This is a genomic window from Agrobacterium sp. ICMP 6402 (assembly GCF_009498615.1).
Taxonomy (GTDB): Bacteria; Pseudomonadota; Alphaproteobacteria; order Rhizobiales; family Rhizobiaceae; genus Agrobacterium; species Agrobacterium burrii.
The window spans coordinates 1-19,332 of record NZ_QSNV01000001.1 but is presented as its reverse complement, the minus strand read 5'-3'; the positions used below and the strand labels follow the sequence as shown (position 1 = coordinate 19,332).

The window sequence follows — 19,332 nt, the reverse complement described above, 5'->3', positions numbered from 1 at the left end:
ATCTAAAAAGGACGACCGCTACATGGCGATGTAGCGGTCGTTCCTGGGATTGACGGCAAGCGTGAGGTTCATGACCAGCGCGCCTAAGATGGAGCAGAGGATGACAAAAGGCGTCGCGACGAAGAAGGAGCAGGCCAGCACCATGCCATCAAAGGCGAGCTGCACAAGACCGGCACGCCAGCCAAAACGATCCTGAAGATAAAGCGCCAATATGCCGAAACCGCCGAGGCTGGTGCGGTGGCGAAACAGAGCCAGCATGCCGGCGGCAACCGTCAATCCGCCGAAGAGTGCAGCTGCAATCGGATTGATGCTCTCAAAAGCGAAAAAGCCCGGCATGTATTCGGACAGTAGTGCCGTCATGGCGATGGCGCAGAAGGTCTTGATTGTGAAGGTAAGGCCGAGGCGACGGAAGGCGAGATAATAAAACGGCAGGTTGGCGAGAAAAAACACCGCGCCGAAGCTGAAGCCACTGGCATAATGCGCCAGAAACGCAAGCCCCACCACTCCGCCCGTCAAAAGACCGGCGGCGGAAAACAGCGTGACGCCGAGTGAAATGAGCATGCTGCCCGCCAGAATAGCCTGCGCATCTTCCAGCAGCGAATGGCGATCGGGCGCCGACGTCCAAAGGTTCAAACGCCTGCGCGCACTGGTATCGTCCATGCATTTTCCCCTGACTTGCCCGATCTGGCCCGACCTTGCCCAGCTATTGCGCCCAAGCACGACGAATTTCAAGCACTCAGCTTAACGCACGACGATGTATCTGTCCGAGCGGTGGTTGATGGCGAGGAAGATGTTGAGAACGAAAGCGCCGACAATCGAATAAACAACGGTGGCCGGATCGATGACGAGAAAAGCGCAGAGCATGACAAAGGCATCGAATGCCAGCTGGATCAGGCCGGCGCGGATGCCGAAACGGTCCTGAATATAGATGGCCAGAATGCCGATGCCGCCGAGGCTGGCGCGGTGGCGATAAAGCGCCAGCAACCCATAACCCAGCAGCAGACCACCAAGCAGCGCCGCCCAGAGCGGATTAATGCTGTCGATGACCATCCAGCGCGCCTCCACCTCCGTCAGCACCGAAACGAGGCCGATGGCAATGAAGGTCTTGAGGGAAAAGGCAAGGCCGAGGCGGCGGAAGGACAGGTAATAGAACGGCAGATTGACGAGGAAGAACAGCAGGCCGAAGCTGATGCCAAAGGCGTAATGCAGGAGAAAAGCGACGCCAGCAGTGCCGCCGGTCAGAAGGCCGACCTTGTTCAGGAGATAAAAGCCGAGCGCCGAGACGATGGCACCGGTAACAATGCCCTGCACGTCTTCCACCGGCGCATGTTTGGCCGGATCGGAACTCCACATGCTGTAAACGCTTCTCGTTCTGCTCACGCTTTTTCCCTCAATTTTCCTGCATATTTTGCACTGCAAAAAATACCGGATCAAGATGGATATGTAAGCAAGGCTGACCTATCATGAAAAAGGCAAGAAACGGAATGTTCAGCCTCGGGCGCGTGCAAGAAAGAGAATGCCGGAAAGGGGTTTTCCGGCATCCTTGCGAATGGTGGTTTTGCGGATTTCGATGAGGGAAAAGCCCGTCCGCTCAAGAAGATCGGTCACGTAGCTTTTGGAATGGGCGTAACGAAGGGATTCCCGCAGGACGAACCCTTCCCCATCTCCGGCATCCTCCACCGAGAAGGCGAAAAAGCCCGATGGCTTGAGCAGGGCGGAAACAAGCGGCATGACGGTTTCGAGGCTACCGAGATACATCATCACGTCGGCAGCGGCGACGAGATCGGCGCGATGTTGCGCAAGTGCCGGGGTGAACAGTCCCGAGGTCTCTTCATTCAATGAAAGATCGGCCTGGCCGAGATGGTCGTAAAGACCCTTTTCCTCGGCCTTGGCCAGCATGTTCTGCGAAATATCGAACCCCTCCAGCCGTTTGGCGAGGGAGCGGATTTCGACACCAAGCAGGCCGGTGCCGCAGCCGATATCGACAATGGTGTCGAAGACGCCGCCTTTCGCCGCCTTGCCGATCAGCTCCGCCAGTTTTTGCGGCACGCTGTAATCCAGCTTCTCAACAAGCGAGGTTTCGAAGCGGTCGGCATAATCGTCAAACAGCCCTTCCACATAACGGCTCGGCGGCTGCTCGGGTGTTTCTGCGGCGCCGAGAACCGCAAGTTTCAGTTCGGCTGCAAACAGCCCTTCCCTATCCAGCTCGGCGACTTTCTCGTAAGCCGCCACCGCTTTTGCGGTCTCTGCCGCCTTTTCGTGATATTCCCCGAAGCGAAACCATCCCGCCGTCCACCGTGGCGCAAGTTCAAGCGCCTGTTCCATAAGTTCGGCGGCGGCGGGATATTCACCGCTTTCCGCCAACATGCGGGCATAGTCCGCCCGGCGGTCGGCAATGACGTCACCGGAAGAAAACTGGTTTGGGGCCATCAATGATTCCTGAGAAGATGTCGGCTGTCATTTATCAAGCCATAAAAAAACTCAAGTCCTATTTCATGGCGCACGCGTGGAATTGGTGAATATGACGCGATATAGTGCGCCGAACTTGCATCGAAGCGGTGTGCTGCATATGTCAGGACAAAACAGGAGACTTGCTGATGGCCGGTGAGGTCAACAAAATGCTGGGTGATACGGTGGCCCGCACCGTGGTGAAGCTGCTGGTGGTTTCATTGCTCGTCGGCTTTCTGATGGCGATCTTCGGATTGACGCCGTGGAACATCATCTACAGCGCACGCGATTTCGTGGTCGACCTGTGGCGCAGCGGTTTCCATGCGCTGGGCGCGATCGGCGACTATCTGATCCTCGGCGCGACGATCGTCATTCCCATCTTCATCATCCTGCGCCTTCTGAGCTATCGCCGCTGACATGACCGACACATCATTCCAGACGCTTACCCGGCGCGGCTTCGTGCTGATTTCCGCCGGCTCCGTCCTTTCCGCCTGCGTTTCCATGCCCACCAACAAGGGAATGCCATCCGGCACCCGCGATGAGACGGCGGCGGCGCTTCCGATGGTCAATGATCTACGCCGCTCGAAAGGGCTTTCGCCGCTCGCCATCAATGGCGCTGCAAGCGGTGCTGCCGCCTATCAGGCCGGCCGCATGGTCAAGGCGCAGAAGATGGCGCATCTGATCGGCCTCACCGACAGTTTCCTCATCCGCATGAAGGATGGCAAGGTGCCGCTTCCGGCTGCGGAAAACGTGGCCGCCGGGCAGGACAGCGTCGAGCGTGTAGTCAAGGCCTGGATCGGCTCGCCGCATCACCTCGAAAACATGCTTGGGGCTTATAATGGCCTTGGCGTCGCGGTCGCCTATGACGCCGCCAGCCGCAACCGGCCCTATTGGGCGATGGTGCTCTGCGCCTGATCAGATGACGGAAGCGGGGTTCACGGGCAAGCGCGCCGCCGCGCGCGCCCAACCCCGTTCCAGAATCAGCCGAGCTTGCGGTCGGCCCAGCGATCGACCGTGCTGTCGCGCAGGTCACGGATAGACTGAACGCCCTCACGCGCGACCAGCTTCGACAGGCGCTTGACGATGGTGGACGGCAGGCCGGGGCCTTCATAGACCATGCAGGAATAGAGCTGCACCAGATCGGCCCCTGCCCTTACCTTTTCCAAAGCCGTTTCCGCAGATGAAACACCACCGACGCCGATGATCGGCATATTGCTGCCGACGCGACGGCGCATCTTGGCGAGAACGGTGGTCGAGAGCTCGAACAGCGGCTTGCCGGAGAGACCGCCGGCTTCGCCTTTGTGCGGACCGGGCCGCAGGCCTTCGCGTGAAAGCGTGGTGTTGGAGACGATCAATCCATCGAGATCATGGGCCAGCGCTTCTTCGGCAACATCATCCAGCCCCTCTTCGGTCAGATCGGGCGCGATCTTGAGAAAGATCGGAATGCGTTTGCCGAAGCGCTCAGTCTCCGCCTTGCGGCGTTCGAGCACGGCAGTGAGAAGGGCTGCAAGACTTTCACGCGCCTGCAGGTCACGCAGGCCGGGCGTATTGGGCGAGGAGATATTGACGGTGAAATAGGATGCGACCGAATAAAACGCCTCGATGCCCTGCACGTAATCGGCAATGCGGTCTTCGCTATCCTTGTTGGCACCGATATTGACGCCGACGATGCCGCGCAGGTTCGCCTGCTTCAGGCGCTCCAGTGCTGCGGCATGGCCTTCATTGTTGAAACCGAGGCGATTGATGACGCCTTCATCCTCAACCAGACGGAAGATACGGGGTTTCGGATTGCCGGATTGCGCCTTCGGCGTAACGGTGCCAATTTCCGTGAAGCCGAAACCGAGCCGCAGAAGCGGCCCCGACACCTCGGCATTCTTGTCATAACCCGCCGCCATGCCGAGTGGGTTGGGGAAGACGAGACCGGCAACCGTCTGCTGCAGGCGCGGATCATGTGGCACCATGCAGGTGGGCAAAAAGCCGCTTTTCAGCGCGGCGATGGACAGCCCATGCGCCTTTTCCGGATCGACCAGAAACAGGCCCTTGCGGCCGATCGAGGAAAATAATCCGTTCATCACAAAATCTCCGGAAACTGGTGCTGGCCATCATGATCGAGTGAGAGCGGCGTTTCCCAAAGCACGGCCGTCAGAGGAAGAGACACATAGAGGTGAGGGAAAAGATCACCGCCTCTGGAGGGTTCATAGACCAGCTTGTCGCCCAGCGCTGCGCCGTCGACTGCAATCAGAAGCAGATCGACCTGGCCGGAAAAATGCCGCGCGGCGGTCTCGGCCACCTGTTTCGCCGTCGAAAAATGAATAAAGCCGTCGGTCAGGTCGATAGCCGCACCTTCGAACACGCCTTTTGCCCTCGCCGCACTCCACAACGTCTCCGGCACGATTTTATAAATGATCGCGGGCGTTTCCTGCATAGGGCTCTCCAAGGCTTTCCACTCAGCGGGATTTGCCGCAAAGCTCGAAGATTGTCCACAGTTTCCACGGCATTTTTATTGCGGAGAGCTTCAAAGGCCGCCTCTCCACAAGCTTTTTCTTGTAATGCGCAAGCGATTGGCGCAACCTTGAGCGGAGGAGCCGGGCGCGTTTCGACCACCGGCAAGGGAGTGCACCAGTACCCGCAAAAGAACCGCATAACGCCCTTGGGAGGGGGCCAGAATGTCGGAACTTGTCATTATTATTGCAGATGATCACCCGCTTTTTCGCGGTGCCCTCAAACAGGCCGTATCCGGTCTTGACGGGCAGCAGACCATTATGGAAGCAGGAGATTTCGAAGCCGCCCGAAGCGCTGCAACAGCGCGCCACGACACCGATCTGATGCTTCTCGATCTCGCCATGCCGGGGGTTAGCGGATTTTCAGGCCTGATGGCGCTCCGGGCGGAATTTTCCAGCCTGCCGATCGTCATTGTTTCGGCAACGGACGATGCAACCACCATACGCCGGTCCATCGAACTCGGCGCTTCCGGTTTCATTTCCAAATCCTCTGGTATCGATGATATCAGGGACGGCATCCGCGCGGTTCTGGAAGGCGATGTCTGGATACCGGCGGGTCATCAAGGCGAGAAGGAACAGGATTCGGACGTCGCCGATCTCATCGGCCGGCTCAGAACGTTGACGCCGCAGCAGAGCCGGGTTCTGGGCATGCTGGCCGAAGGCCTGCTGAACAAGCAGATCGCCTATGAGCTGAATGTTTCGGAAGCCACCATCAAGGCGCATGTCTCGGCGATCCTCCTGAAGCTCAAGGTCGACAGCCGCACGCAGGCCGTCATCCAGCTCGCCAAGATAAATACATCGGCCATGGTGGCATGACAAAAGGATTTTATTCCTTTCCTTTCTTTACTCCAGACCGGATATAGTCTAGATTCCGATGGGTAAACGACAGGAGCTTTTCCGCCATCGGCTCCATCTGCGGGCTTTCTATCATGCTTTCACACGAGACGATCTGGAGCGCCATCGATACGCTTGCCAAGCGCCATGAGCTGACGCCTTCGGCATTGGCGAAGCGTGCCGGTCTCGATCCTACCTCGTTCAACAAGTCGAAACGTTTCGGCCCGGACGGACGCAAACGCTGGCCCTCGACGGAATCCGTATCAAAAGTGCTGGAGGCAACGGGGGCGAGTGTCGATCAGTTCTTCGGCTACGCTTTCGGCAAGGCGCAGACCATGCAGCCTTCCGGTGCCGACAACGCCATTCCGCTGCTCGGTTTCGCGCAGGCCGGTTCCGGCGGCTTTTTCGACGATGGCGGTTTTCCGGCGGGTCAGGGTTGGGATGTGGTGGAATTCCCCTCTTCCCCCGAACGCAAACAGGGCGTCTACGCACTGGAAGTGCAAGGCGAGAGCATGATGCCGCTTTACCGCGATGGCGATATCCTCATCGTGGAACCCGGCGCGCAGGTGCGGCGCGGTGACCGTGTGGTGCTGAAAAGCCGTGACGGTGAAGTGATGGCCAAGGTGCTGGCGCGGCAAAGCCCCAAGAACATCGAGCTTCTGTCGCTCAATCCCGAACACCCGAACCGCAGCTTCGACATGGCCGATGTGGAATGGATCGCCCGCATCATCTGGGCCAGCCAGTAAGCGCGCGGATAAAGAGCCGCTGACGCTATACCAAGCAGAATAGACGTTCAGAGGCCGAGCGCATTTGCGGCGGCATCCACCGTCATGACTTTCGCCCCTCCGGACGTCGCCCGACGCACAAGACCCCGAAGCCGCTCTTCCGGGCAACCGTAAAAGCTTGGTGTGGTCGAAACATCATGGGTGAAAATGATGAGCCAGCCGCCATTTTGCAAAACATCCTCCAGCCAGCGGTCAGCGGCATCGAGATAATTTTGATCCGACCGCAATTCGACGGCGGCAAGATTATGCGGATCGACGCTGCCGCGGTTGATGCCGGGCATGATGCCGCGGACGGTTCTGAACCGGCGCCGCAACAGGGGCTGCATGACCGGCGAGGCCATGCCGAAAGGAACGGAGAAATTCTGCCTGTGCCGGTTTTCGTCGAACGATCCGAGCACGCCATCATTACGGTCGAAATCTTCTTCAAGCCCGCGCCGTGAAAAGCTCGACAGTTTGCGATGGGAATAGGTGTGGCAGGCAAGCTCGTGGCCGGCCGCTGCAAGCTCGGAACAGCCTTGTGCGGAAATCATCTCCTGCTCTTCATCGTGCCCATCGATAAAAACGCCGGCAATGTAAAACGTCCCGCGCACGCCCTCTTCTTCCAGAATACGGGCGCCCCTTGTCCAGGCGCTCGCCGGCACATCGTCGAATGTGAAGGAGACGATGGGTTCGGATGTTTCGATCCGCACCGCCGGTCCCGGAAAATACCGCACGAGCCGGTTATTGACCCGGTCTGCAATCGTTCCGATTTTTTGCGTCATACACAGCCCCCCGGCCTGTCAACAAATTACTGCCCCTGTTCAAGTATGTCGTAAGCCTGATGCCTCAAACAATAGATTGCAATCAGAAGAGACGACCAGATAGGCCCTGTTCCGGTAAAGAAATTACTCTCAAGACACGAAGAAAGTAAGGCATACACCCAAATTCGTCCAAAAAGCCGCGTCAGGCCCGGATCCGTGCCGCGGTCGACCGCCGTGCGAAAATCATTTGCGGGAATGATGACGAGCCATATGACTGTCAGGATAAAGGCCGGCAGGCCTCCATTCAGCAGGCTTTCGACATAACCATTATGGGCATGAAAGGCCGTGACCGCCCAGGTGCCGGCAATATCGGCCTGCGATAAAAGCCGGTCGCTTGTCCAGAACGCCTGAAAACCCTGCCCGAAGATCGGGGATTGCGCAAAGGTGTCGAAGGACAGACGCCATATGTCCGTCCGACCGGTGAAGGTGGCATCGATCCCCAGGCTTTCGACGAGGTTCTGTATGCTCGGAAAATAGGTCGAACCGACCGCGAGGATATTGAGGAAAGCCAGAAGACTGCCGATCATCAGCAATGTCCGACCGGCATGTCTCTCCATGACCCAGATCAGCGCGATGGTGACGGGCAACAGCATCGCGGCGGTTTTTCCGTTGGTTTTCCAGAGGAAGAACCCCGCCAGCAGCGTGATCGCAATACCGCCGACCGTTGACCAGGCGTTACGCAGATAAAGCCCGACCATGAAAAGAATGATCATGGCGGGCGCGGCGGCATTCTTGTGGTTGAAGATGCCGCGCCAGTCACCCGCAAGTGCTTTTTCCTCAAGATCATAAGGCTGGTGGATCGCACGCGATCGCACGAAGATCACCCCGAAATAACAAAGCGCCAAGAGAATGATGGCGAAGACGGCCATCATCCGGTCGAACTGCCGCCGGTCCCTTGGCATGACGACAAGGACGCTGGTGATGAAGCACAGAAGCGCCGTGAAAATCAGGCGTTGCAGCGAGGTGCCAGGCCCCGCTCCAACCACCGAGCAGATCACCAGCCAGGCAAACAGCAACAGGATGGGCAGACGCGGCCGCAGCAAAAGCCCCGTCAACCGGTGGCGCAGGGCAAACACCCCTAAAATCAGCGCGATCACCAGTCCGGTCAGCTGGTTTGCAGCGGCGTGCGGCACAGGCGGAGCGGCAAGGTTCTCGAAAGGCGCTACCGAAATCCAGATATAGAGCATCGTGACGACGAAAAAAATCGCGTCACGACGGCCGCCCGAAAGCGACATGGCGCTGCTTTCCGCAGAAATGGACTGCGTATCAGCAAAGCGCGGCATGGTCGCCTGCATCGGGAACGGAAAATCGGATCATTGGCCTGCCTTGTGACGAACAACAAAACCCTTGTGAAACCGGGCCATGTCCAAATAACCATAAACGGTCATTATCATCATTATTGTGCAATTGCTTTAACCCTCTCTTACCTCAAGAAGGCTAAGACAGGAGAAACTGCCATTCATTCAGGTTACTGGCATTCAGATTACTGGCCGATCACCGGCTTTTTCAGTTCGCGAAATATTGCAAGGCAGGGCGGTCATTGTTGAATTTGCCCGGCAATGTCGAAAAAACATGGAGAATGAGGTGTCGTTGAATACGCCGCGGTTCGGCCATCTAGTCAGACTGGGATTGACCTACATGGCATCCGGCGGGGCACTGCTGATGTCCAGCGCCGCCCAGCTTTTGACGTTTGCCCTGCTCGCCCGCCATCTCGGTGTCGAACAATTCGCGCTTTACGCCTCGATTACCGCCGTGACCAACCTGGGTGTGCAGATCTGCGGCATCGGCTCGCAGGAATCGCTCATCCGCCGCGTGGCGCAGGATCGCAGCATGTTTCCCGTCATGCTCGGCCACAGCTACCTTTTGAGTGCGGCGACAGGCGTGGTGCTGACCATCATCGGCATGGTAACGATCCCGGTGTTTTTCCCGACCTCGGAAACATTGCTGCACACGCTCATCACCACCTTTCTGATCCTCATCACGAACCTCGTTCTCCTGAAGGTCATTTCGCTTTCCACACAGAGTTTCATCGCCCATTCCGACTTCGCCTCGGCCAACAAGCTGGAAGTGATGTTTGCCGTGGCCCGAACGATTGCCGCCGTGGTCGCCTGCCTCGTCTTCAAGGTGGAAACGGTGGAGGCCTGGGCCTTGTGGAACCTCGCCGCCCACACCATTGCGGCCGTGATTTCCGTGAAGGCAATCAGCAGGCTCGGCATGCCCGTGTTCCGGATCGTGCGCGATGAAATCCGCATCGGCATTCTGTTTTCCACGCAGTTCCTGTTCAAGGCCGTGCGCGGCAATGCCGATATTCTGGTTCTCGGCGCCATTGCCAGCGCCGAGGTTCTGGGCAGCTATTCCATTGCCCGGCGGATTCTCGACAGTTCCTATCTCTCCGTTGAGGCGCTTAACCGCTTGATCTATCCCGGCTCGGCCTCCGCCGCCCTGCAGGGCATCAGCAAGACGATAGAACGTGCCTATAATGTGTTGAAGGCCGCCCTTGTCATCGCAGCCGGCAGCGCATTGGCGATCTTCATCATCGCACCATTCCTGCCCCTCCTGTTCGGCGACGAATATGTTTCGCTGCCCGTCATCACCCGTGTTCTCTGCTGGGCGGTGATACCCATGGCTGTTGCGGCAACGGCGCTTGAAGCACTCGGCGCATCCGGGCGGCAGGATATTCGCGCCAAGATATGGAACAGCGGCAACCTCATCGGTTCCGTCGTCGTCGCGTTTGCCACCTGGTCTTTCAGCATTTCAGGAACGATCGGCAGCTATTTCATGGTTGAGACCGCCATTGCCGCTGCGGTATGGATTGCGCTTTTGCGATTGCGCCGCAGTGACGAGGCTTTTGCCCCCGCGAAATAGGATGTACGCCACAGGCGATCTGAACCGGATCGACACAGAAACTATCGCCGTCCGCACCGTTTCCGAGCGTGAAGCGGCTACACCGTTTTCCCGAATGCTCTAATAGAGCCCGTAGGGAAAATAACGGCGGTAGATTTCTTCCAGCCTGCCGTTGCGGGAAAGTGCGGCAAGCGCCTGATCAAAGGCCGGCACAAGCACATTGTCCGGATCGACCGCCATGATGGAAAGGCCTTCGCCAAGAAACCTGTCGGACATATAAGGTCCGCCAAAGAGCGCGCAGCAGCCCTCGGCGGCGCTTCCCGAAATCCAGAAAGGCAGGCGCAGGCCGTCAGCAAAGATGGCGTCCACCTTGCCCGTCTTCAGGGCTTCATACATGGGCTCATAACCCTCGAAACCTTCCGGAGCGGCTTTCGGGAAAAATGCCTTGAGCATCTGTTCATGCCGCGAACCGGCGACAACTCCCACTTTTTTTCCCGACAGGGCATCAGCGCCGGTGCCGGAAAATTTCGCAGCCTTGTTGACCGCCAGACGGGCCGGCAACAGCAGATAAGGGCGCGAGAAGGTAAAACTTTTGCGCAGGTCAGCGGTGGTGGCGATGCCGGAAATCACCGCTTCGCCTTCTCCCATTTCCAGGGCCGCCTCCAGCTCGTCAAACGGCAATGCCTGCACCTGGCACTTGCTTTCCACCTTCAGCTGGGCGCAGATTTCACGCACCAGATCGACATGGAAACCCGCAAGTCGGCCCTCCTGATCGGTAAAATTGAACGGCGGGAAATCAACCGACATCAAAAACCTGATCCGGGGCACGGAGGAAAGATCGCCGCCCGGAAAGCGCTCCTGCGCATCGAACAGCACCGGCATGCGGTTTCCGTCCGAGAGACCCTCGGCATGGGTTTCGCCAATAACACCAAAAATTTGTAAAGCGACAGCTAAAGTAAAGCCAATACCTATATTTCGCGTTACATTCGTCATTCTCATCTATACTGTCCGTGGCAGAATGTGGGACATTACCATGACGGCGGCGGCGATGCATGGATCAATCTAGCCATTATACACGAGAATCGTTTCGCACGACGTCAACGGAACGGAAAATTGCATTTTCATTCACGGGCGATGACCCACAGTGGATCGCTGCTGAACAGGCTGAACCCGGACAGGCGCAGTTCCTCGCCTCGCTGGGCTTCGGCAAGCCCTATATCGACGCATTCGAACAGCGGGCTCTTAAAAACGGCTCGACGATGGAAGATGAATTGCTGGCAAGTGGCCTTGTCCAGCCGGAAGCTTATTTCGGTGCCTTTGCCAGATTTCTGCGGCTACCGTTTTTCCCGGAAATCGATCCGGAACGGGTCGAGGATATCAAGAGCCTCGATACGCAACTTGCCGAAACGCAATTGCTTCGGCTGAAGCCGCTGAATGGCAGACCGCTACTTCTGATCGTGCCGGCGCTGGGACAGATCGAATCGCTGAAGACCGTGCTCGATCGGCATCCGCATCTTTTCGACGAACTTGCCGTCACCACGCCGCATGCCATGCGCAGCGCAATCTGGAAGGCAGGCGAGACACGCCGCAGCCACGAGGTGCAACAACGGCTTTTCAACGTGGCGCCGCACCATTCCGCCAGGATCACGTTGCAGGGCGAGCAGGGTTTCTACACTGGTGTTCTGGCTACGCTGCTGATGCTGTCGCTGCTGTTTTATGCGGAAGTGGCTCTGGCTTACATTCACGTCAGCCTGACGATGCTCTATTTCTTCACCCTGCTTTTCAGGCTGTTTGCGCTCGTTAATGTTCCGCACGCTCCAACGGAAAACGAAAAACAAACCCTCCCCGCGCTCCGAAACGACAGCGACCTGCCGGTATACACCGTTCTCGTGGCGCTTTATCGCGAGGAGGCTGTCGTCGAGCAGCTCATCGGCGCGCTAGAGCGTCTGGACTGGCCCAGGTCCCGGCTGGATATCAAGCTCGTCTGCGAAGCGGATGATGACGCGACGATCGCCGCCATCAGGCGTGTCAGTCCCGGTCCGCATATCGAGGTCATAAAAGTGCCGCCATCCCTGCCGCGCACCAAACCCAAGGCGCTGACCTATGCACTCGCTGGGGCGCGGGGTACATTCGTTGTCGTATACGATGCGGAAGACCGTCCCCATCCGCAGCAATTGCGCGAAGCCCATGCCACCTTTCGCAGCCAGCCGGATGAAGTGGCCTGCCTGCAGGCGCCACTTATTGTCAGCAATGCATGCTCCTCCTGGCTCAGCGCGTGTTTCGCACTGGAATATTCCGGTCTCTTCCGCTGCATGTTGCCGGTTCTTGCCGCACACAGGCTGCCGCTGCCGCTCGGCGGTACTTCAAACCATTTTCGCACCGCCGTGTTGCGCCGCGTTGGCGCGTGGGACCCCTATAATGTGACGGAAGATGCCGATATGGGCCTCAGGCTGCACAGGCTCGGTTATCGCTGCCGTGTCATTAGGCGGCAGACGCTGGAGGACGCGCCAACCTCGCTCTCCGTCTGGCTGAGCCAGCGCGCGCGCTGGTACAAGGGCTGGCTGCAAAGCTGGCTGGTGATGACCCGTGCGCCGGTTACAACTGCGCGCCAGATGGGATGGATCGACTATATCGTCTTTCAACTGCTGATCGGCGGAATGCTTTTATCGTCACTGACCCACCCCCTGCTGTTTCTTTCCTTCACCTTCATGGCCAGGGCGATCCTGGAAAGCGGCACAGATATACTGTTTTCCTGGCAGGGCATTCTGTTCATCATCGATACGCTGAATATTTTCGGAAGCTACACCATCTTCGTGCTGATGGGCCGAAACAGAATGATACCCTATGAAAAGAAACAGGTCGGGAAACGCTGGCTAGCGATCCCGTTTTACTGGCTGATGTTGTCTTTTGCGGCATGGCGCGCGGTTGTGGAACTGAAAACCAGACCCTTCGTCTGGAACAAGACACCGCATATACCGGCCGTCAAGAATTAGGCCTGACGCGGCATCCGCAACATCGGTGAATGCAGTCTTCGCACCTCTCTTCGGCGGCCGCAGAATACGTCCCACCATTGCAACCCGTGCTACTGCATCTCGCAAAAATCCGGTTCTGGCGGCGTTGCCGCTATCAATACGCAATAGACCAGAATGCCTTGCCGAATGAGGTGTCTCCTCCGGCAAGGTCTGTCACATCACCACGACGGTGACTGAACGACCCTATTTGGCGACGAGTTTGTTCTTGATCAGGCCGACAATGATCTGAACGATCAGACCGCCGACACCGCCACCAACCAGTTGGCCGGCAAGAGCGCCGATATCCACACCGCCGGCCGCTGCAGTTCCCGCGGTTCCGAGCAGCGAGCCCAGCACTGTTCCGCCGCCGATGCCACCGATGGCGCCGGCGATCAGGTTGCCGAGTGAGCCGAGATCGGAATCCTTCACTATCTTCCCGCCAGCCGTGCCGCCAACCGCACCGCCCACGATTTGGGCCAATATCGAAGTAAGATCCATGTCATCCTCCTCACTGGTTTCCCCGACCATTCAGGGAAACAAACGTCCCATTCATGTCTGCGCGGGCGAAGAGAGCGCTGGCCTTGGGCCTTACTCTTTCTCGCCGAAAAGTTTCCAGATCACAGCACCGATGGCGCCGCCGAGTATCGGAGCAAGCCAGAACAGCCAGAGCTGCTGCAGCGCCCATCCACCGACAAACAATGCCTGTCCCGTCGAGCGGGCCGGATTGACCGAGGTATTGGTGACCGGAATGGAAATCAGATGAATAAGGGTGAGGGCAAGTCCAATGGCGATCGGCGCAAAACCGGCCGGAACCCTGCCATGCGTCGATCCCAGAATGACGATCAGGAAAAACGCCGTCAGGATGACCTCGATCAGCAGCGCTGATACGAGGGAATATCCGCCCGGTGAATGTTCTCCATAACCATTGGCGGCAAAGCCACCAATTTCGGCCCCCGCCTTGCCGGTAAGGATGACATAAAGCGCCGCCGCCGCGACGATCGCACCCAGGACCTGCGTCACAATATAAGGGACGAGGTTCGATGCCGGGAACTTGCCGGCAACCGCCAGACCAACGGAAACCGCCGGATTAAAATGACCGCCGGAGATACCTCCGACCGCATAGGCCATGGTCAGAACCGTCAGGCCAAAAGCAAAAGCAACGCCGAGAAAACCAATACCAAGCTCAGGAAACCCAGCAGCGAAAACCGCACTGCCGCAGCCACCGAAGACAAGCCAGAAAGTTCCCAAAAATTCCGAAAGAAGTTTGCGACTCATAACACTTCCCCATAATGTTACGACTGCATCAACTATCACGTGCAATTTAATCGTAGTCAAGATAAATTGCATATTCGCATAGCAACTACAAAATGGCGCGCCATATTTTCAGTTAGGAAGCATCTCGAAAACCGTGAAACTGGAGTGCGTGAAAAGGACCCAGCCTTTGCTTTCAGAAACAAGCACGACGGTTCCAGCGAGATAGTGCTGAGCGAGGGCATCGCCAATGCTGCCTTGTCCTGATATATTCTTTTACTAGCTACGCGAGTATCGGCATTACAATGTTTGATAAAGCCTGTCACAAGCAGTCATCATTTATGACATTTCGAAAACCGGCGAAATGAGACAAACGCGGCTCAATTAAGACTCGCCCAACCCAGTTTCTGCAGCCACACCTTCAGGAAGCGGCGACTTATGAACAATCCGACCGGTTTTGCGACATACACGCTCGGCGAGTGATCTCATACCAGGACTCTCCCTCCGGTTCACTCCAGATTTTAGTGGCTGTAAAGTTTTGGTGCAACAAACGCCAGATCTCGCGCGATTTGTTTGAATCAGCAACAACTGTCGCAAAACCTTGGACCCACTCGTCCTCGCTGCCTGTCCAATACGCGGGCGTCACCAAACGATACCCAAGCTCAAGGGCGCGATCAATGTCGGCAGTCACCTTTGTAGCGTGCTGCTCGGCAGTCCACTCCGGGTGTTGCACGGCATCCCTAACAAACCCGATCCACTTAAATAGGGGCTCTTGCGCAGGTGCCGGCGGCAGCGTCTCTATCCCGACATAAGAAGCCATGCCGTATAGCGACGATTGCCATGTGATCGTGCCGTCGAAGTCATGGTACACAAATACTGTTTTGCTCGGATCGAACTGCGCATTAATGGCAGCGATCCGATTCATCGTCCTAGTGTCATAACCTTTCACTGCGTAAGCAACAGCAAAGTTATAGCTCCCCAAAACGATCGGGGAAGCGACTGCCAGTGCTAGTGCAAATCTTTGCAAAATTATTGACGATCCGAGTTTGCTCATCCGTATCAGGCGATCTATCAGAAGCACCCAACCGAATAGCAACCAGATCGTAACGTTGATCTGCATCTGCGGGTCTTGGGGTTGTGAATAGAGATTAAAAACGATTCCACACCCGGCGTTTCCCCCTACGATCACGAAGGCCGCGCAAACTGTCGGATTACTCCGATTGCGCCACGCATACTGCAAACATAACCAGCCGAGCACCAGCAACAACGCTGTCGCAACGAGGATTTCCGTCGCCTGAGTCGTCATTAACCAAGCAGGGTCCCAAATATATCGTCCGCCGATTAGCGCTTCCGCGACCCCGGCCCATTCGAACCAAACCTTGTTAAGAGAGAAGCCACCCCAACCGCTACCGACACCCTTGCCAGTCCAAAACAACGTCGTAAACAACGTGATGGCTTGTTCCGCCGTATTCACGGTCAGCGTAAGCATCGCTACAATCGCCGGCGGGACAGCCATCGCGGCAAGAAATAAAAACGGCCTCAAGATGCGCTGCGAACGAGTACCGGGTGCCAGAAATAACGCGAGTAACAATGGCGGCAGACTTGGAAACATGAGCCGCCATTCAAACAACCACCCAACTGCGAAAAGCACTCCTACAACCATAATTCGCGGCGCCGACGGCCGACCGAACCAGGCGCAAGCCAGTAGCGTGCTCGTCAAAACGATTGAGTATCCTGGCATAATGTCTTCGTTGATGAGCCCGTGCAGAAGAATGTAGCCCGACATCATATATGCCGTTACCGCCAACAAGGTGACGAAGAGATTGCGCGTCCAAGCTGCGACGAATGCGAAGGCAACAGCTCCCGCAACTCCAGCGAATATCGCATTAATTACAGCCATTTGTCGCCAGACCAAGTCTGGATACACGCCGACCTCTGTCAGCAATTTCGCAAGAGTTGCATACACCGGATAGAAAATTGCATTCGATGGCTGCATCAGCGACCAGGAGGGGCTTTCGATCCACCTTCTAATGTCGATGCTCTTCCAAAGTCCGTTTGTCGTCGTGATATGGACATTGTCAATGACGCTCTGAGCGATTAACAGAAATATAGTGATGGCCAAACCATAGGCAAGCGCGGTGCCGATCTGGAGTAGAGACTTCGGGGTTTGTCGAGAAACGCCGTCCGAAAATTTCAGCAATTGATGCCCCGTCCTGTGATCCGTATAACTGTTCAACACTATCTCGATAGAGGATCGCCGTTGGGCAATTCGTTCACCAACCGTCTATCAGGCTTGCACTGGCATGTCGACGTCTTGAGACCGTGTATAATATTGCACTCATCAGCAGATACGCGAGACGGCAGGTCATCATCCACCATTTAATTGAATCTCCAATTTATCACTTCCTGCCACGGTTAGTGGGACCGAACAGCAAATACAAAATATCTGCATAGTATAAACATGGAAACCGTATAAAATGAAATTCCAATAATTTGCAAAAAAAATTGATTCACCGATGAATACATGTCGCCATAAAGTACAATAAGAAAATTCAAAGAATACGAAAAAAGCGCCGCCGCTATATACCGCAGCAACACCACAGTCGTCCGCTGATCGCTCCTGAAAGTCCAGGTTCTATTTAATAAGAAACTTACTAAAAGACCGACTATATACCCAGAGGCATTTGCGATCAGCAGATTCGTATCAAATACATACATAAGTACATAGATAGCAAGGAGACCAACGGCAGTATTAACAAGCCCGACTGTGCCAAAGCGAAGAACCTGCCAAACAGCGTCAATCATGCGCTCTTCCGTGCTAGCATGCGGTACTGAGCCCCTAAAGCTAACCATTCAAGGCGTTTCTCCAGTGGCCGCAACTTTCCCAGAGCGGAAGGGAAGAATACCTTATATGCTACCTGAGCAGACGCCCAACCTGCTTTCCGAGCCCGAGCCCGCATCACGCCTCCGCGTATGAGATGGGCGTTGACATCAAGTTCGCATGTATTGACGGCGCGCTGCGTAAGTGGATTTAGGGGATTATGTTCGTAGATGGCGAGAACGCCCCCTGGCTTTGTAACGCGGCACAACTCTGCCAACCAATGCAGGTGCTCGTCATGCGGAATGTGGTGAAATACACATGCAGAAAACACAACGTCCTGGCTATCCGTTGGCAATGGTACGTTTCCATCAATCAGCAGGTAATTCTCGTTGCCGGGAAATCGAGTTTGTGCAATTTCAATGCTGCGTGCGGAAACATCTGCGCAATTTATTTCGCTCCCAGGAAAGTAGCTCCGGAAATACGGTAAGGAATTACCTATACCGCTTCCAAAATCTAAGATGCTCGCCACGGGTTTATTCTCTCGTGTGAACCACCTTGCGAGATCGGCGATTTTATACTCTGAGAAATACTCCGGAGCTTCGCCCGTGATCGCTATGTTTTCTTTGTGAACATTACGATACTCATCGGCCAGGAGGTCGAATTCGGCTTGCAGGCGTGCTCCTCTAGAGCCCTGCGTCTTGGTCTCGTTGTCCATGTTCGAGCGCCTTTACTGTTGACGTATTGACTACTAGTTCCTCCGAGCAAAGAACGTCCTGAATAATAAATAAGGGCCGCCCCTTTGATTCTATGTAAAGTCTACCTAGGTATTCACCCATAATCCCGGCCACAAACAACTGCACGCTTCCAACTGCAAGCACAATTACGGCAAGCGACGCCCAACCCTCAATCGTGTTCCCGAGGAGGTATTCGACAATCACATATCCAAGCAGAAGCAATTCCAGAAAGCCAAAACCTAGACCCACGTATGTCGCCACTCGAAGCGGGCGGATCGAAAATCCCGTGATGGCATCGATCGCAAAACGAATCATCTTGTGAAGCGGATATTTTGTCTCACCAACAAAGCGAGGCGCTCTCTCATATTGAACCGCCTCCTGCCGTAGCCCAATCCAGCTAACCATTCCGCGAATAAAACGGTGATGCTCTGGCATGCTGTTCAAGACATCGAGCGCACGCCGGCTCATCAACCTGAAATCGCCCGTATCTGGTGGAATGTCTATATCCACTATCCTATTGAGAAGGCGGTAAAAAATAAAGGCTGAGGCTCTTTTGAACGCTGTTTCGCCCTCACGCTTTATTCGTTGTCCAAAGACAACGTCACAACCCAGATCCATACGGCTCATCATGTCTGTCAATAACTCGGGCGGATCCTGCAGATCCGCATCGAGAATAAATACGCGGTCACCGCGGCACATATTCAGCCCAGCAGTCAAAGCAAGCTGATGTCCATGATTGCGTGATAAGTTAACGGCAACGATGTGTCTGTCTCGCTCTGCCAATTTAGACATAGCGGCCCAAGTCCCATCAGAAGATCCGTCGTTTACAAGGATTAACTCGTACTGATCAGAAACACAGCTCACGCAAACTTCTGTCACGCGACGATGCAGTTCACCCAGGCCATCCACTTCATTGTAACAAGGAACGACAACCGACAGCATCCTCGAATCGCCTTTGCCTTCGTTTTTTTTAGTAGCCACGAGCGTCTCTTGATTACTGCGTTTGGAGCCCTATACAGCAACCCAGCATATCCATCAACTAAATGATGATTATCCGGATATCCTGTCCTGGACCATCCATTTCGAGTAGCTGCGGGGGTATCCTTAGCTGCGGTAGAAGACGCCGACCGCTCCGTCAGATAGCGAACTGGATTCTTTTTGCCTCCTGTTTGCCGCCTATGCCATGCCTCAATACCCAAGCGGGCCGGCTGGGGCTCATTTGTGGCACTGAACCGCACCGGGTTTGCCGGAGGCCATTTGGTTTGAGTTATGCGGCCATGGCTGGTTCGTCCAGCATGGCGTA

General features: G+C 56.0%; 20 protein-coding genes. 6 read left to right on the top strand and 14 right to left on the bottom strand.

Annotated features, from left to right (window positions below; all coding sequences use genetic code 11):
* Positions 1-18: 18 nt before the first annotated feature.
* The 3 genes from DXT96_RS00100 to DXT96_RS00090 form a co-directional block, all read right to left on the bottom strand.
* Entirely contained in the window at positions 19-660 is a 642-nt protein-coding gene (locus DXT96_RS00100; RefSeq protein WP_153513141.1) for a YitT family protein, read from the bottom strand.
* 81 nt (positions 661-741) lie between these two features.
* Positions 742-1,353, bottom strand: coding sequence for a YitT family protein (locus tag DXT96_RS00095; RefSeq protein ID WP_153514106.1), 612 nt, complete (start codon positions 1,351-1,353; stop codon positions 742-744).
* A gap of 135 nt (positions 1,354-1,488) precedes the next feature.
* Positions 1,489-2,430 carry a class I SAM-dependent methyltransferase gene (locus tag DXT96_RS00090; RefSeq protein ID WP_194287509.1) on the bottom strand — a complete coding sequence of 314 codons (942 nt, stop codon included), beginning with the start codon at positions 2,428-2,430 and terminating at the stop codon, positions 1,489-1,491.
* 167 nt (positions 2,431-2,597) lie between these two features.
* On the opposite strand from DXT96_RS00090, the gene DXT96_RS00085 reads away from it, so the two are divergent.
* Both DXT96_RS00085 and DXT96_RS00080 read left to right on the top strand, forming a co-directional pair.
* The gene (locus DXT96_RS00085; RefSeq protein WP_045022252.1) at positions 2,598-2,864 is read left to right on the top strand and encodes a DUF6460 domain-containing protein; all 267 of its coding nucleotides are present in this window, start codon (positions 2,598-2,600) and stop codon (positions 2,862-2,864) included.
* A 1-nt stretch (position 2,865) separates the two neighbouring features.
* Complete coding sequence (locus tag DXT96_RS00080; RefSeq protein ID WP_153513140.1) at positions 2,866-3,363, top strand: CAP domain-containing protein; 498 nt, start codon at positions 2,866-2,868, stop codon at positions 3,361-3,363.
* A 65-nt stretch (positions 3,364-3,428) separates the two neighbouring features.
* Here DXT96_RS00080 and DXT96_RS00075 read toward each other — a convergent pair whose 3' ends face one another.
* A complete protein-coding gene (locus DXT96_RS00075) occupies positions 3,429-4,520 on the bottom strand; it encodes a quinone-dependent dihydroorotate dehydrogenase (protein ID WP_153513139.1) in 1,092 nt (363 codons plus the stop codon).
* Positions 4,520-4,873, bottom strand: coding sequence for a DUF952 domain-containing protein (locus DXT96_RS00070; protein WP_153513138.1), 354 nt, complete (start codon positions 4,871-4,873; stop codon positions 4,520-4,522). Before DXT96_RS00070 ends, DXT96_RS00075 begins: the two co-directional genes overlap by 1 nt.
* Positions 4,874-5,114: 241 nt before the next feature.
* Between DXT96_RS00070 and DXT96_RS00065 the strand changes: the two genes are divergently transcribed.
* Together DXT96_RS00065 and DXT96_RS00060 are read left to right on the top strand one after the other, a co-directional pair.
* On the top strand, positions 5,115-5,765 hold the full coding sequence (locus tag DXT96_RS00065; protein WP_153513137.1) for a response regulator transcription factor: 651 nt from the start codon (positions 5,115-5,117) through the stop codon (positions 5,763-5,765).
* Between the two features lie 113 nt (positions 5,766-5,878).
* Entirely contained in the window at positions 5,879-6,529 is a 651-nt protein-coding gene (locus DXT96_RS00060; RefSeq protein ID WP_046800522.1) for a helix-turn-helix transcriptional regulator, read from the top strand.
* Between the two features lie 47 nt (positions 6,530-6,576).
* Here the strand turns inward: DXT96_RS00060 and DXT96_RS00055 are convergent, their stop codons facing one another.
* Together DXT96_RS00055 and uppY are read right to left on the bottom strand one after the other, a co-directional pair.
* Positions 6,577-7,329, bottom strand: coding sequence for a polysaccharide deacetylase family protein (locus DXT96_RS00055; RefSeq protein ID WP_153513136.1), 753 nt, complete (start codon positions 7,327-7,329; stop codon positions 6,577-6,579).
* Between the two features lie 26 nt (positions 7,330-7,355).
* Complete coding sequence (gene uppY, locus DXT96_RS00050) at positions 7,356-8,651, bottom strand: Wzy-type polysaccharide biosynthesis protein UppY (RefSeq protein WP_153513135.1); 1,296 nt, start codon at positions 8,649-8,651, stop codon at positions 7,356-7,358.
* Positions 8,652-8,940: 289 nt separating this feature from the next.
* On the opposite strand from uppY, the gene uppX reads away from it, so the two are divergent.
* Positions 8,941-10,233 (top strand): Wzx-type polysaccharide biosynthesis protein UppX, encoded by a 1,293-nt coding sequence (uppX, locus tag DXT96_RS00045; RefSeq protein WP_174375263.1) that lies wholly within the window; start codon positions 8,941-8,943, stop codon positions 10,231-10,233.
* A 99-nt stretch (positions 10,234-10,332) separates the two neighbouring features.
* Here the strand turns inward: uppX and DXT96_RS00040 are convergent, their stop codons facing one another.
* Complete coding sequence (locus DXT96_RS00040) at positions 10,333-11,094, bottom strand: transporter substrate-binding domain-containing protein (RefSeq protein WP_153513134.1); 762 nt, start codon at positions 11,092-11,094, stop codon at positions 10,333-10,335.
* A 170-nt stretch (positions 11,095-11,264) separates the two neighbouring features.
* Here DXT96_RS00040 and DXT96_RS00035 point away from each other — a divergent pair, with 170 nt between their 5' ends.
* The gene (locus tag DXT96_RS00035) at positions 11,265-13,205 is read left to right on the top strand and encodes a glycosyltransferase family 2 protein (RefSeq protein ID WP_194287508.1); all 1,941 of its coding nucleotides are present in this window, start codon (positions 11,265-11,267) and stop codon (positions 13,203-13,205) included.
* 222 nt (positions 13,206-13,427) lie between these two features.
* Here DXT96_RS00035 and DXT96_RS00030 read toward each other — a convergent pair whose 3' ends face one another.
* From DXT96_RS00030 to DXT96_RS00005, 6 genes are all read right to left on the bottom strand, one after another.
* A complete protein-coding gene (locus DXT96_RS00030) occupies positions 13,428-13,721 on the bottom strand; it encodes a hypothetical protein (RefSeq protein WP_174375265.1) in 294 nt (97 codons plus the stop codon).
* Between the two features lie 90 nt (positions 13,722-13,811).
* Complete coding sequence (aqpZ, locus tag DXT96_RS00025) at positions 13,812-14,498, bottom strand: aquaporin Z (RefSeq protein WP_149898510.1); 687 nt, start codon at positions 14,496-14,498, stop codon at positions 13,812-13,814.
* 412 nt (positions 14,499-14,910) lie between these two features.
* Entirely contained in the window at positions 14,911-16,710 is a 1,800-nt protein-coding gene (locus DXT96_RS00020) for a hypothetical protein (RefSeq protein ID WP_153513133.1), read from the bottom strand.
* A 179-nt stretch (positions 16,711-16,889) separates the two neighbouring features.
* Complete coding sequence (locus DXT96_RS00015) at positions 16,890-17,279, bottom strand: GtrA family protein (protein ID WP_174375266.1); 390 nt, start codon at positions 17,277-17,279, stop codon at positions 16,890-16,892.
* A complete protein-coding gene (locus DXT96_RS00010; RefSeq protein ID WP_153513131.1) occupies positions 17,276-18,010 on the bottom strand; it encodes a class I SAM-dependent methyltransferase in 735 nt (244 codons plus the stop codon). Before DXT96_RS00010 ends, DXT96_RS00015 begins: the two co-directional genes overlap by 4 nt.
* Positions 17,979-19,010 carry a glycosyltransferase family 2 protein gene (locus DXT96_RS00005; RefSeq protein ID WP_336510817.1) on the bottom strand — a complete coding sequence of 344 codons (1,032 nt, stop codon included), beginning with the start codon at positions 19,008-19,010 and terminating at the stop codon, positions 17,979-17,981. Before DXT96_RS00005 ends, DXT96_RS00010 begins: the two co-directional genes overlap by 32 nt.
* Positions 19,011-19,332 lie beyond the last annotated feature (322 nt).

Coding starts and splice junctions, on each gene's coding strand:
- uppY (WP_153513135.1), bottom strand. CDS start 8,651: ATGCCGCGCTTTGCTGATACGCAGTCCATTTCTGCGGAAAGCAGCGCC.
- DXT96_RS00060 (WP_046800522.1), top strand. CDS start 5,879: ATGCTTTCACACGAGACGATCTGGAGCGCCATCGATACGCTTGCCAAG.
- DXT96_RS00040 (WP_153513134.1), bottom strand. CDS start 11,094: ATGCCGGTGCTGTTCGATGCGCAGGAGCGCTTTCCGGGCGGCGATCTT.
- DXT96_RS00030 (WP_174375265.1), bottom strand. CDS start 13,721: ATGGATCTTACTTCGATATTGGCCCAAATCGTGGGCGGTGCGGTTGGC.
- aqpZ (WP_149898510.1), bottom strand. CDS start 14,498: ATGAGTCGCAAACTTCTTTCGGAATTTTTGGGAACTTTCTGGCTTGTC.
- DXT96_RS00075 (WP_153513139.1), bottom strand. CDS start 4,520: ATGAACGGATTATTTTCCTCGATCGGCCGCAAGGGCCTGTTTCTGGTC.
- DXT96_RS00015 (WP_174375266.1), bottom strand. CDS start 17,279: ATGATTGACGCTGTTTGGCAGGTTCTTCGCTTTGGCACAGTCGGGCTT.
- DXT96_RS00095 (WP_153514106.1), bottom strand. CDS start 1,353: ATGTGGAGTTCCGATCCGGCCAAACATGCGCCGGTGGAAGACGTGCAG.
- DXT96_RS00070 (WP_153513138.1), bottom strand. CDS start 4,873: ATGCAGGAAACGCCCGCGATCATTTATAAAATCGTGCCGGAGACGTTG.
- DXT96_RS00010 (WP_153513131.1), bottom strand. CDS start 18,010: ATGGACAACGAGACCAAGACGCAGGGCTCTAGAGGAGCACGCCTGCAA.
- DXT96_RS00085 (WP_045022252.1), top strand. CDS start 2,598: ATGGCCGGTGAGGTCAACAAAATGCTGGGTGATACGGTGGCCCGCACC.
- DXT96_RS00080 (WP_153513140.1), top strand. CDS start 2,866: ATGACCGACACATCATTCCAGACGCTTACCCGGCGCGGCTTCGTGCTG.
- uppX (WP_174375263.1), top strand. CDS start 8,941: ATGGAGAATGAGGTGTCGTTGAATACGCCGCGGTTCGGCCATCTAGTC.
- DXT96_RS00090 (WP_194287509.1), bottom strand. CDS start 2,430: ATGGCCCCAAACCAGTTTTCTTCCGGTGACGTCATTGCCGACCGCCGG.
- DXT96_RS00100 (WP_153513141.1), bottom strand. CDS start 660: ATGGACGATACCAGTGCGCGCAGGCGTTTGAACCTTTGGACGTCGGCG.
- DXT96_RS00035 (WP_194287508.1), top strand. CDS start 11,265: ATGGATCAATCTAGCCATTATACACGAGAATCGTTTCGCACGACGTCA.
- DXT96_RS00065 (WP_153513137.1), top strand. CDS start 5,115: ATGTCGGAACTTGTCATTATTATTGCAGATGATCACCCGCTTTTTCGC.
- DXT96_RS00055 (WP_153513136.1), bottom strand. CDS start 7,329: ATGACGCAAAAAATCGGAACGATTGCAGACCGGGTCAATAACCGGCTC.